This is a genomic window from Vibrio nomapromontoriensis (assembly GCF_050337205.1).
GTDB classification, from domain to species: Bacteria; Pseudomonadota; Gammaproteobacteria; order Enterobacterales; family Vibrionaceae; genus Vibrio; species Vibrio nomapromontoriensis.
In genome coordinates this window covers 228069-241342 of sequence record NZ_JAKJSS010000006.1, presented here as the reverse complement: position 1 = coordinate 241342, position 13274 = coordinate 228069, and the positions used below count along the sequence as shown (strand labels likewise).

Sequence of the window (13274 nt, the reverse complement as noted above, 5' to 3'; positions counted from 1 at the left end):
TAGTGGACAAATAAAAAACAATAATAATGAACAAGGAGTGGTGCTATGAAAGCAATAATTGTGTCTGCTTTGTTCGTGTTATTGTCATTAAACACCGCACGATCGGCTGATCTACCTTCATTGCCCTCTCAACATGACGCCTCTCCCCATAACTTTTTCCTGCTGTCTGGCAGTAAGTCATCTGGCAATAACTTAGATCAATGGAATGTCGACAGTGGATACGCCTACTCAGCCTTCGACTCTGTTGATGTCTATATCGGGGCTCGCCTTAATAATTCTCTAGAATCAAGCGATAGAGGATTCCTCAGTGGTATGAGCTATCAAGTTTCGGAACGAATTTCGGTAAAAAGTATGCTACGCGGCTACCAGTATGAAGAAAATAACGTGAAGCAAGCAGGGATGGCGGCTGAGATATCAAGCCGAATGCGATTAACGGAAAACCTAGACGTACACGCCACCTTTGACTTTGAGAAAGTTCAACAAGGCGTAGAAGTCGGCCTAGGCTTTCGCTTTTAGCGCGTAATTAAAACGACAGTGCTTCCTTGGCAATTAAGATACCATTCCAATCTGAGTAGATGTAATGCCCCGGCTGAACTATCTGGTTATTCATCGTAAGTGTGACATTCACTTCCCCAGCACCACGCTTTTCAGTCTTAAACGGGCACGACCCTAACGCCTTAACGCCTAAATCCATCTCAGACATCGCAGCAACATCTCGAATGGCGCCGTTGACAATAACGCCCTCCCAACCATTCTCTATTGCCATGATTGCAAGCTGGTCACCAAGTAATGCTTTTTGGCAAGAACCATTTCCGTCGACGAAAAGGACCTTTCCTGCGCCATTGGTCGCCAGTATTTCACGTACTTTTGAGTTATCGTGATAGCAACGAATAGTCACTATCTCTCCCCAAAAAGCCGCTCTTTGACCAAAGTTTTGCAGCGGTACGTTCAGCAGCATCACTTTATCTTCGTGTTGGTCGCAAATATCAGGTGTGATATCTCTCATCTTTCCTCCATGAATTCTACTCAATAGGCTTACCTTTAGAGAGCATTAAATTAAAAATCCTTTTCATTTATCCAGCAGTTTGTAGCTAATCAGCCACACGCTCACTCAATAAACCTAAATTTTGGGGTTGGCGCTTGCCATCACACTGAACCAAAAACAGTACACCATTGTCGACAAAATAAATGGCATTTTGATGATATTTTTGTCCTAAGTCACACGCTTCAGCAAGCGTCATTTCAACAGCATAACTTTCTTCATACCAATCAAAAGTTGCATCACCAACCATTACTTTCAATCTTGACTTATGGCCAAAATCAAATGACAACTCATTGTTTTTAATGTAATTACACTCATTAGACAAACGAACGCTTCTCGGGTTCCATGCTGTGATTATCGCATACTGATTAACTAACCATGCTCGTTCAAATCTAAAGCAAGCATTTGCATAAGAAGCCCATAACTGCGCATTAACACACATATTGATTACCGCACCCGATTTACCTATTACTATTAATATTTGTTACAAGTCAGCTATTGATTTAAATCAACAAACTGCAAGGAATTAACATTTGACCATTGTTAGCATGCTGTTAACATATTAGAATTCGCCTCAATGACTAGCGGAATAATAAGAGATTTAAGGGATTTCTCGTTAGCTGGCAGCTTCATGGATGGCGACGCATATCGTAACTGTTTCTCTGATTGTAAGCAGAACATCCAAGAAACATTACCTATATGTTAACTTATTGCCTAGAATTTATTCTACTACAGCCCGATTTATCACAAGTTTAATTTAGGTACAGCCAATGCAAAGCCCGCAAATTCTTATTGTTGAAGATGAGCAAGTAACACGTAACACTCTTAAGAGCATTTTTGAAGCAGAAGGATATGCTGTATTTGAGGCCAGCGATGGTCAAGAAATGCATCAGGTCTTGTCTGACAACTCAGTAAACCTTGTTATCATGGATATCAACCTTCCAGGTAAGAACGGTCTACTTCTCGCTCGTGAACTTAGAGAGCAGGCAAATGTTGCCCTTATGTTCTTGACTGGACGCGACAATGAAGTAGATAAGATTCTTGGTTTAGAGATCGGCGCAGATGATTACATCACTAAGCCATTTAACCCACGTGAACTGACTATTCGTGCACGCAACCTTCTCACTCGCTCTATGAGCAGCAATGTGTCTCAAGAAGAGAAACGTAGTGTTGAGAAATACGAGTTCAATGGTTGGATACTTGATATCAACAGCCGTTCACTCGTTAGCCCTAGCGGTGAAGGTTACAAGCTACCACGCTCTGAGTTCCGTGCCCTGCTTCACTTCTGTGAAAATCCAGGCAAGATTCAAACTCGTGCCGACCTTTTGAAGAAAATGACAGGCCGTGAACTTAAGCCTCACGATCGTACTGTTGATGTGACCATTCGTCGTATCCGTAAGCACTTTGAGTCTGTCTCTGGTACGCCAGAGATCATTGCGACTATTCACGGTGAAGGCTACCGCTTCTGCGGCGACCTAGAAGAATAATCACTACATGATTGTAAAAAAGGGACGCATCAGCGTCCCTATTTATTGCGTATAATTTTTATTGCTTCAGCTCGCTTAGTAGACGGTATCAACCGAAACCTGCTTATTGAGCAACCACGTCTCTTTACCTTGATTCACTAGTAATAGCGCAACATCCATCGGCTGTGAGTTATTAAACTCTAATTGCCACTTAAAGGCCACTTCCCACTGCTGCTCACTATGGCTGCGTAGCTCAAAGTCATCTGCACTTAGCTCCCACACCTCGTCACCTTGCTTCAAGACCACTTTCAATACGTCCATATCCGCCGGTAACTGCTCCTTTCCGCTAAGATTAAGCGCCCCATGGATCGTTTGTTCTTTCATTAATGGCAGCGTCTCGCCCACCTTTGGCATCATATCGATCCATAAATTTGATGCCAATGAAATTGATTGCTGCTCAACCATAGCGGTATCACTCGCTGCCCATACCTCTGGGTTGCTAGTCGATGATGATACGCACCCACCAAGCGCAATGGCCAACGCCATCGCTGTGATCATTCTTTTCATTATGAACCCTTACTTTCTAACCAAGATTTTAACACTTGGATATCGTTACGATACTCGTTCTCTATTTCTTCAATCCAGTCTTCTATATTTTCCCACCACGCGGGTAAGTCTGGCGACTGTGCTTGTTGTGCCACAGATTGAATTCGCTTCAATCCTATAGACCCTGCAGCGCCTTTAATTTTATGCGCTTCAGAAGTAATTCCCGGCTGATCCCGTGCCGTCATATTGGATTGAAGGATCTCCATATAACCCGGCATCATATCCTCAAACATGGTGATACTATCGAGTACTGGCTTCGTTCCCACAATATCAACGTACGAGTCTAGCATCCCAATATCAAGTAAGCGTTCGTATAAATCACGATTAGCATTCATCAACTCTTCATCCTTTTCATTAGGTATCATGACTGATTTGGGTTCCATCGAAGATGAGAAGTCATTGATCACTTCGGTCAGAGCCTTCACATTTAGTGGCTTGCTGAGCGCGTCATCCATTCCTTGCTCAAGGTAATCTTGCTTGTTCTTAACCACATTCGCCGTCAATGCAACAAGCGGAGGCAGTTGTTCGTAATGGTTTCGATAATATTGGGCGACGTCAAAACCCGTCATATCGGGTAACTGAATATCCAATAATGCTAAATCGTAGTCTTGTGGCTGAAAGACACTTATCGCTTCTTTACCTGTCATTGCCACCGTCACGGTATGCCCTAAGCTCTCCAGTAGACTGCGTGCCACGGTAATATTTAATTCAATATCCTCAAGCATGAATATTCGTAACCCCTGTGGGGAACGTACTGGCTCGACAACCAATTGTCCTTCGTCAGCACAAGGCACATTGATCGAGATAGTAAAGGTGCTACCGAACCCTTCTTCACTATCAACCGTAATCTCTCCATCCATCATATGAATTAACTGCTGAGACACCGCTAAGCCTATACCAGTGCCCACGGCATGCAAGTTGTCCGTTTTTGATTTCACCTGATAATACATGGCAAAAATCTTATCGACCTCTGTTTGTGGAATGCCAACACCGGTATCTTCTACCTCAATAACGATGTGAGCAATGCCATCCATGACATCAGCGCTGACCGTCATCACCACGCCACCCTGCTTAGTGAATTTCATCGCATTACTGACAAGATTCCATATCACCTGCCTTAATCGCGTCGCGTCCACGCAGATCCCTTCAGGAAGATCCGTTAATCGCTCCAAATCAAAGCGCAAGCCTTTCTGCTCTGCCATCAAGGCCGAAATACTTTCTATTTCTACAATGAAGTCATCAAATTTAAGTGGCTCTGGATAGAGTTCCAGTTTACGTCGGTCAAATTTATCCATGTCGATAATGTCATTAAAGATATGACCCAGCGTTATTGCACTCACATTGATCGTTTGCATGTGACTACGCTGTTCTTTATCGAGTGGACTCTCAAGTAGCATGCGACTCAAACCCACAATACCATTAAGCGGTGTTCTTAATTCATGGCTAATTGTAGATATAAACGTCGTTTTGTCTCGACTGGCTTTTTCTAGTGACTCTTGATGGCGTTTTCGTTCGGTGATGTCGCGTCCAAAACCAACGAGGCCGAGATGGCGTCCATCTTTACTATAGAAGGGGACTTTACGCAGCTCGTAGTAACATTTCTTACCGTCGGGGTACTCTAACCATTGTTCATACGTCAGTGCTTGGTTGTTACTCATGACTTTATGGTCGGTTTCAACCACTTGCTCAGCAATTTCTTCCGAGTACACATCCCACGGTGTTAACCCCACCAACTCTTTTTCTTTTTTACCGGTTAGGTCTTCCATTGCTTTATTACAGCCAGAGAAGACGCCTTCTGCGTTTCGGTAATAGATCAAATCCGGAGAAGCATCAATAAACGACCGTAACAGTGCCGTTCGTTCAGCAAGTTCTAGCTGAGTTCGCTCACGCTGATATACCTCATTTTCAAGGTCCTTCATTGCCTCTTTGCGTGCATCTTCAGCTTTTTCCCGTTCTTCAATTTCTAGGTTCAGCTTACTGATGTTTTGCTGCAGCTTGACGTTCATCTCTTGGTCACGAGAACGCATATCCTTAAGTTTGGAGACCATTTTAGCTAATCGTTGTCGCGACTCTTCCAACTGATCGACGACCACTGACAAGAAATAGACCGCCCAAGGGGTGATGATGAGACCAAAGAATACCGAGCGAACGATATCGATATCATCCACTCGACCATTTAATACTAAGGTAATACCAACCTGCACAACCACGGCTAGAGCCACGAGCGCAAGAGCGAGTAAGATAGAGAAACGAACAATGCCAAGTCTCACTAAGAGATCGACATAATATTGAGCGAGGTTTTTGATGGGTTTCATTCAGCACTCCGTGCATGGTTACTTAGCCAAGTGTATCACTTCGCCTAGTTGCCATGCACGAATGCTCGATTATTTGAGTATAGGTTTGTGATAAACGAAAGGATTATTAAGAAGTGAACCTTGTGGCCCCTCAAGACACAGCTTTCTACCTAATTCCGTCATCGCTAACCAGCGATTTTCACACCATAACGGCGCTAGCAGTGTCGGTCTTCGCGCAGAAGATGCCACACGGTGGAAAACAATGTCTGATGGCGTGCGGCGAATCATTTCACCAGCGACATCGAGATAAAAGTCTAATGTTGGCGCTTCTAACCTACCAGCATGCCATGCCTTAGCCATGGTACTGCCTTCAACAATATGCAAACCGTGCAGTTTTATCCCATCCGTCCCCGTTAGCAATACTTTATCCAACGTATCGAGGTTATCTTGCTTACTTTCTTTCGGCAGCCCAACAATAAGATGAGTACAAACCTTAATACCTAACGCACGTGCGCGCTTGGTAATAGCATCATACACCTCAAAGTCATGACCACGATTAATACGCTTTAGCGTCTGATTGTTTGCTGTTTGCAGACCCAGTTCTAACCATATTTCATAGCCTTGCTTCACATAATCGGCTAATAAATCTAGCACGGCATCAGGGACACAATCTGGACGAGTACCCACGCATAGCCCTACGATGTCGGCATATTTTAATGCCTCTTCATACATACTTTTAAGGACTTGAACTTCGGCGTAGGTATTTGTATAGGCTTGGAAGTAAGCGAGATATTTTTTTGCTCGTTTGACTTCGCCAGCTCGATCGGTCAATTGCTCATGGATAGATTGTATTCTGGTATTTTCATTGGCAAACGAGGCAACATTACAAAAAGTGCACCCACCACGCCCAATGGTACCGTCTCTATTTGGGCAGCTAAATCCACCATGTAACGTCAGCTTATGGACTTTTTCGCCATAGCGACGCTGAAGATCTTGACCAATGGTATTAACTAATTCGTGTAACTGCATATCAAACAAACTCGATTAAATAAGAATGACTATCACTCTAATTTTTGAAACTAAATTACATCCCTGCAAAATAAAACCAGGCACAGTAGCAATACCCGCCTACTTTCAACTTAATCAAAATCAATAAATATGCACAAAAACAAGAAAAAAGCGCCGAATGTTAGCGTTCTGTTACCAATTGTATTCAATTTCAAATAAAAAAAATGGGTTACAGAAGAAACTTTAGTTGGAATTACCGAGAACAAAATTGTAGGATACTTACACAATTCTTCTAATTCTGCTGTTAGGATTACAGCTCAGATTAGTAGAATAAAGGCGATATTCCTTTCCCACCAAAATAATTCACTAGAAAGTGAGTAGACGTTGCGGAATATCACCACGGATTGTTTTTCTCGCAATACTTTTCCTGCGAGATGCAGAATGGAATCGACACTGCCCCCTCTGGCAGTCAAGAATCAAAATTACAAAGGACAAGGCACAACCACACACTTTTGTTGTGCCTGGATTTAACTGGAAGGAAGTATCTATGGTAGATAGAGAGCAGAATACACAAGGTCTGTATACTCCAGAACTGGAGCATGACGCTTGTGGTATCGGTTTTGTTGCTCACCTTAAAAACCGTAAATCGCATGATGTAGTAACGCAAGCCCTAGATATGCTTGCGCGTATGGAACACCGTGGCGGTCAAGGCTGCGATCCATGCAGTGGCGACGGCGCCGGCATCTTACTGCAAAAGCCCCATGAATTTCTTTTAGAAGAGGCGGTAAAACTTGGTATCAAGTTGCCTTCTTTTGAAAAGTACGGTGTTGGTGTTGTTCTATTCCCTAAGGACGAGCACAAACGCGCACAATGTCGCGATATCTTAGAGCGTAATGCTCAACGCCTTGACCTTGAGGTCATTGGCTACCGCGTATTGCCAACAGATAACTCCATGATTGGTGCAGACCCTCTAAGCACAGAACCGCAATTTGAGCATGTATTTGTATCAGGCGGTCCAGGTTGCACACCTGAAGAATTAGAGCGTAAGCTATATGTACTGCGTAACTACACGGTACGCGTATGTTTAGAAAGTATTTCTAACATCGGTGATGACTTTTACATCAACTCAATGTCATACAAGACATTAGTCTATAAAGGTCAACTGACCACCGAGCAAGTCCCTCAGTACTTCTTAGATCTACAAAACCCAACCATGGTAACTGCGCTTGCACTCGTGCACTCTCGCTTCTCTACCAATACTTTCCCACGCTGGCGTTTAGCACAGCCTTTCCGTTACATCGCCCACAATGGTGAAATCAATACGGTACGAGGCAACCTAAACTGGATGAAAGCACGTGAAGCGATCCTTGAATCGGATCTGTTTACACAAGCTGAAATCGACATGCTGTTGCCTATCTGTCAGGAAGGTAGCTCAGATTCATCAAACTTTGATATGGCGCTAGAGCTGCTGGTTCTGTCTGGTCGCACTTTGCCACATGCATTAATGATGATGATTCCTGAAGCATGGCAAGAAAACAAAAACATGGACCCAACACGTCGCGCATTTTATCAATATCATGCCAACGTCATGGAACCATGGGATGGTCCGGCTTCTGTGTGTTTCACTGATGGCGTTCAAGTAGGTGCGACACTAGACCGTAACGGTCTGCGCCCATCTCGCTACACAGTGACTAAAGATGACTTCCTAGTCATGGCATCTGAATCTGGCGTTGTTGAAATCGCACCAGAAAACGTAGAGTACCGTGGTCGTCTACAACCTGGTCGTATCTTCGTTGCTGATCTTGAGCAAGGCCGCATCATTTCGGATGAAGAAGTAAAAGATGGTATCGCTAAAGCACAGCCTTACGAAAAGTGGGTTGAAGAAAACCTACTGAGCTTGAAAAAGCTACCCGATGCGAGCAACGAATTTAGCCAACCTTCTCCAGAAAAACTGCTACACAAACAACAATCGTTTGGTGTCAGCTCTGAAGAAGTGAACGAAATCATTCTCCCTCTGGCGAAAACAGGCTACGAGCCACTTTCTGCCATGGGTGCTGACTGGCCGCTAGCGATTCTTTCTCATCAATCGCAGCACCTTTCAAACTACTTCAAGCAACTTTTTGCCCAGGTAACAAACCCGCCAATCGACCCGATTCGTGAACGCATGGTCATGTCTCTGAACACTTACCTAGGTAAAGATCAGAACCTCCTTGCTGAAACCCCTGAACACTGTCAAAAAGTAGAGCTTGAGTCACCGGTTCTTTCTAACTCCGAGCTCGAAAAACTGCGTGCTATTGATAATGAGCACCTGCAAGCGAAGACGTTGGATATCGTATTCCAAGCAAACGAAGAGCCAGGTAAGTTAGAACGTGCACTGAAACGTATTTGTCAGTATGCCGAAGACGCTGTGATTGATGGTTACTCCATTATTCTACTGACAGACCGTGCGGTGAACTCTAACCACGCCGCTATTCCAGCTATGCTGGCTGTTGGTGCTGTTCACCACCACCTAATCCGTAAAGGCTTACGTGCTAAGTGTGACATCGTGGTTGAAACGGGTGATGCTCGTGAAACGCACCACTTTGCGACATTAATTGGCTACGGTGCGAATGCCGTCAACCCATACTTGGTTATTGAAACCATCGTTGAGTTGCAGCGCACTAAAAAGCTAGACCCAAGCCTTCACCCTCGCGAGTTGTTCGACAACTACCGTAAAGGGGTCAATGGCGGTCTACTGAAAATTTTCTCTAAGATGGGCATCTCTACGCTGCAGTCTTACCACGGTGCACAAATCTTTGAAGCACTTGGTATCAGCAAATCAGTGGTTGAGAAATACTTCACTGGTACTGTATCTCGTATCCAAGGTCTAACGATTGACGATATCGCACGTGAAGTTCTAGTTCGTCACCGCGTTGGTTACCCAGCTCGTGAAATCCCAGCTCAAATCCTTGATGTTGGCGGTGTTTACCAGTGGAAACAACGTGGTGAGAAGCACCTCTTCAATCCAGAAACCATTTCTCTACTTCAAGAGTCGACGCGTAACAAAGATTACGGTCAGTTCAAGAAGTACGCTAAAGCCGTTGATGACCAAGGCGACAACGCAGCAACGCTACGTAGTCAACTAGATTTCATTAAAAATCCAGCAGGCTCTATTCCTCTGGAAGAAGTTGAACCGATCGAAAACATCCTGAAGCGTTTTGCCACTGGCGCAATGAGCTTTGGTTCCATCTCGCATGAGGCTCACTCGACACTGGCTGTTGCCATGAACCGCATTGGCGCGAAATCAAACTCGGGTGAAGGTGGTGAAGATCCAGCACGTTTCGAACGTAAAGAAAACGGTGACTGGGAACGCTCGGCTATCAAACAAGTGGCTTCTGGTCGCTTTGGTGTCACGTCTTACTACCTATCTAACGCTGATGAGCTACAAATTAAGATGGCTCAAGGCGCGAAACCTGGTGAAGGTGGTCAACTACCTGGTGATAAGGTCGATGATTGGATTGGTGCAACACGTCACTCAACTCCGGGCGTCGGTCTTATTTCGCCACCGCCACACCACGATATCTACTCAATCGAAGATTTGGCTCAGCTAATCTACGATCTGAAAAACGCCAACCGTAATGGTCGCGTAAACGTGAAGCTCGTTTCGGAAGCAGGCGTCGGTACGATTGCATCAGGTGTAGCGAAAGCAAAAGCTGACGTGGTACTCATCGCAGGTTTTGATGGCGGTACTGGTGCATCTCCGATGTCTTCGATTCGTCACACAGGTCTGCCGTGGGAGCTTGGTCTAGCAGAAACTCACCAAACACTACTGAAAAACGGCCTACGTAACCGTATCGTTGTTCAGTCTGATGGTCAGATGAAAACACCACGTGACCTTGCGGTAGCAACGCTACTTGGCGCTGAAGAATGGGGCGTAGCAACAGCAGCACTGGTTGTTGAAGGCTGTATCATGATGCGTAAGTGTCACAAGAATACTTGTCCTGTTGGTATCGCAACACAGAACAAAACACTGCGTGAGCGTTTCGACGGCCGCGTAGAAGACGTCGTGACTTTCTTCCAGTACATGGCGGAAGGTCTACGTGAAGTCATGGCTGAACTAGGTTACCGTTCTATTAACGAAATGGTAGGTCAGTCGCACAAACTTAAAGTTCGTGATGACATCGGTCACTGGAAATACAAGAACCTGGATCTCACACCAGTTCTGCATATTGAACAGGCTCGTGCAGAAGACGGTATCTACAACCAGACACAACAAAACCATAACCTAGAAGATGTTCTAGACCGCAAGTTGATTCAAGCCGCTATCCCAGCGCTTGAAAAAGGCGAAGCCGTTAATGCGACCTTCCCTATCATCAACACTGACCGCTCTGCGGGTACCATGCTGTCGAACGAAATCTCGAAGGTTTACAAAGACCAAGGTTTACCACAACCAATGAACGTCAAGTTCCACGGTAGTGCTGGCCAATCTTTCGGTGCGTTCCTTGCAAAAGGCGTTAAATTCGAAGTAGAAGGCGACGCGAACGATTACTGGGGTAAAGGTCTATCTGGCGGTACGCTAGTGCTGTACCCAGATGCTAAATCTTCGATTATTGCTGAAGATAACATCGTGGTTGGTAACGTCTGTTTCTACGGTGCCACCTCAGGCGAATCTTTCATTCGCGGTATGGCAGGCGAACGTTTCTGTGTTCGTAACTCAGGTGCGAAGGTCGTTGTTGAAGGTGTCGGTGACCACGGTTGTGAATACATGACTGGTGGCGTAGCGATTATTCTTGGCTCAACAGGTCGCAACTTTGCTGCGGGTATGAGTGGTGGTGTGGCTTATGTTTGGGATAACGCTGGTGATTTTGAAACCAAGCTAAACCCTGAATTGGTCGACCTAGATCCAATCGAGCAGGAAGATAAAGATCTTCTTCTTGATATGCTAACTAAGCACGTTGAATTCACAGGAAGTGAAGTTGCTCAGTCTTTCCTTGCTAACTTTGAAACCAGCCTAACCTCTTTGGTTAAGGTCATGCCGCGTGATTACAAGGCGGTTCTTCAAAAGCGCAAAGCTGAAGCACAACAAGCACAATCGGAAGAAGTGGAGGCAGTATAATGGGTAAGCCTACTGGATTTTTAGAACACGGTCGCGAGCTCCCTAACAAGCTTGATCCGTCAGTTCGTATTGAGAACAACAAAGAATTCGTTCTCAATGAAGAGTTTGGTTCAAAAATCAATACTCAAGCATCTCGTTGTATGGATTGTGGTGTGCCGTTTTGTCATAACGGTTGCCCAATCGGTAACATCATCCCGGAGTTCAATGACGCGGTTTTTCGTGACAGCTGGGAAGAGGCATGGAACATTCTAAGCTCGACCAATAACTTCCCGGAGTTTACTGGCCGTGTCTGCCCTGCTCCTTGCGAAAGTGCTTGTGTACTGGGGATCAACCAAGACCCTATTACCATTTGTAATATCGAAAAAACCATCGTTGAAACAGCGTATCGCGAAGGCTACGCCAAGCCGAAAAAACCGCGCATTCGCAGTGGAAAAACGGTCGCGATCATTGGCTCAGGCCCTGCAGGACTTGCTGCAGCCGAACAGCTTAATAGCGCAGGTCACTCTGTGACGGTTTTTGAGCGTGATGAAAAAGTCGGTGGTTTACTTCGCTTTGGTATCCCTGACTTCAAACTGGGCATGGACATCATTGATCGTAAGATCAACTTAATGGCCGATGCTGGCGTGAAATTTGAAGTCAATGCGCATATCGGTGTCGACATCAATGCACAACAGCTGCGCCAAGATTTCGATGTTGTTCTGCTAACAGGTGGCTCAACGGTACCTCGCGATTTACCTATCCCAGGCCGCGAGCTACAAGGCGTACATTTTGCCATGGAGTTCTTAGGTCAGAACAACCGTCGTGCTAACGATATGGATCTGAAAACCAAAGAAATTCACGCAAAAGATAAGCACGTTGTCGTTATCGGTGGTGGTGACACAGGCTCGGACTGTGTTGGTACTTCTAACCGCCACAAAGCCAGCAGCATCACTCAGGTAGAAATCATGCCGATTCCACCAGAGAAGCGTCCTGCAAATATGCCTTGGCCTCAATACCCAATGATCATGAAAACCACCACCTCTCATGAAGAAGGCTGTGAGCGTCATTGGAATATCTTAACCAAAGAATTTATTGGTAATGATAAAGGAGAAGTCACGGGTTTACGTATTGCCGACATCGTATGGCAAGATGCAAAACCAGGCGAACGTCCTGGCTTTGATGAAGTCGCAGGCAGCGAGCGTGTTATTCCATGTGATTTAGCTTTCCTTGCAATGGGCTTCCTTCACCCAGAACCAACGGGTGTACTGGCACAATTGGACGTGAAACTTGATGAGCGTGGCAACGTCGCAACACAAGACTTCCAAACAAACCAACAAGGCGTATTTGCCGCTGGGGACATGCGTACTGGCCAATCTTTGGTGGTACGTTGTATCAACGAAGGACGTGAGTGTGCACGCTCCATCGATGAGTTCCTAATGGGTAACACCAACCTTGAAGCGAAAGCCAATTCATTGATGCTTTCCGCTTAGCAATAAATGCATGGCTGCATCAATAAGCAGCCAGCACATTCCTTCCTAATTTGGCCAGCACTTGCTGGCCTTTTTTGTCGCTTTTTCCTATGCATTCCCCGTCATTTTTCCTGCCATGTTTCAATATTCGCTGCAACACCACCTGACGATTCAGGTAAATGCATGGTTTTTCTCAGTTCTACATGATGACATGCTGAATACTTGACGTTTACAACCATAAGCTATACGTTGTGAAGTTGGTGCAAATAAAATTCGCACTATTTGTTAAAAATATAACTCATGGATTTTTGATTC

The 13274-nt window shown here is 45.1% G+C and carries 9 protein-coding genes; 4 read left to right on the top strand and 5 right to left on the bottom strand.

All coding sequences use genetic code 11. The features are described from left to right. The first annotated feature begins 45 nt into the window (after positions 1 to 45). The gene (locus L4D05_RS01210) at positions 46 to 516 is read left to right on the top strand and encodes a ribonuclease regulator (protein ID WP_428792802.1); all 471 of its coding nucleotides are present in this window, start codon (positions 46 to 48) and stop codon (positions 514 to 516) included. Positions 517 to 523: 7 nt separating this feature from the next. Here L4D05_RS01210 and L4D05_RS01205 read toward each other — a convergent pair whose 3' ends face one another. Together L4D05_RS01205 and L4D05_RS01200 are read right to left on the bottom strand one after the other, a co-directional pair. Further along, positions 524 to 1006, bottom strand: coding sequence for a putative 4-hydroxy-4-methyl-2-oxoglutarate aldolase (locus L4D05_RS01205; RefSeq protein WP_428750421.1), 483 nt, complete (start codon positions 1004 to 1006; stop codon positions 524 to 526). 85 nt (positions 1007 to 1091) lie between these two features. Next, the gene (locus L4D05_RS01200; protein WP_428750420.1) at positions 1092 to 1484 is read right to left on the bottom strand and encodes a DUF3293 domain-containing protein; all 393 of its coding nucleotides are present in this window, start codon (positions 1482 to 1484) and stop codon (positions 1092 to 1094) included. A gap of 328 nt (positions 1485 to 1812) precedes the next feature. Here L4D05_RS01200 and arcA point away from each other — a divergent pair, with 328 nt between their 5' ends. Beyond that, positions 1813 to 2529 (top strand): two-component system response regulator ArcA, encoded by a 717-nt coding sequence (gene arcA / locus L4D05_RS01195; RefSeq protein WP_428750419.1) that lies wholly within the window; start codon positions 1813 to 1815, stop codon positions 2527 to 2529. Between the two features lie 75 nt (positions 2530 to 2604). Here arcA and L4D05_RS01190 read toward each other — a convergent pair whose 3' ends face one another. From L4D05_RS01190 to mnmL, 3 genes are all read right to left on the bottom strand, one after another. Then, the gene (locus L4D05_RS01190; protein WP_428792801.1) at positions 2605 to 3075 is read right to left on the bottom strand and encodes a hypothetical protein; all 471 of its coding nucleotides are present in this window, start codon (positions 3073 to 3075) and stop codon (positions 2605 to 2607) included. Next, positions 3075 to 5429, bottom strand: coding sequence for an aerobic respiration two-component sensor histidine kinase ArcB (gene arcB, locus L4D05_RS01185; RefSeq protein WP_428792800.1), 2355 nt, complete (start codon positions 5427 to 5429; stop codon positions 3075 to 3077). The genes L4D05_RS01190 and arcB overlap by 1 nt, the downstream gene beginning before the upstream one ends. Positions 5430 to 5498: 69 nt before the next feature. After that, positions 5499 to 6437, bottom strand: a complete 939-nt coding sequence (gene mnmL, locus L4D05_RS01180; protein ID WP_428750416.1) for a tRNA modification radical SAM protein MnmL/YtqA — start codon at positions 6435 to 6437, stop codon at positions 5499 to 5501. A 526-nt stretch (positions 6438 to 6963) separates the two neighbouring features. On the opposite strand from mnmL, the gene gltB reads away from it, so the two are divergent. Both gltB and L4D05_RS01170 read left to right on the top strand, forming a co-directional pair. Continuing rightward, positions 6964 to 11511, top strand: coding sequence for a glutamate synthase large subunit (gltB, locus tag L4D05_RS01175; RefSeq protein ID WP_428750415.1), 4548 nt, complete (start codon positions 6964 to 6966; stop codon positions 11509 to 11511). Beyond that, positions 11511 to 12980, top strand: a complete 1470-nt coding sequence (locus tag L4D05_RS01170; RefSeq protein ID WP_428750414.1) for a glutamate synthase subunit beta — start codon at positions 11511 to 11513, stop codon at positions 12978 to 12980. The genes gltB and L4D05_RS01170 overlap by 1 nt, the downstream gene beginning before the upstream one ends. The last annotated feature ends 294 nt before the right edge of the window (positions 12981 to 13274 follow it).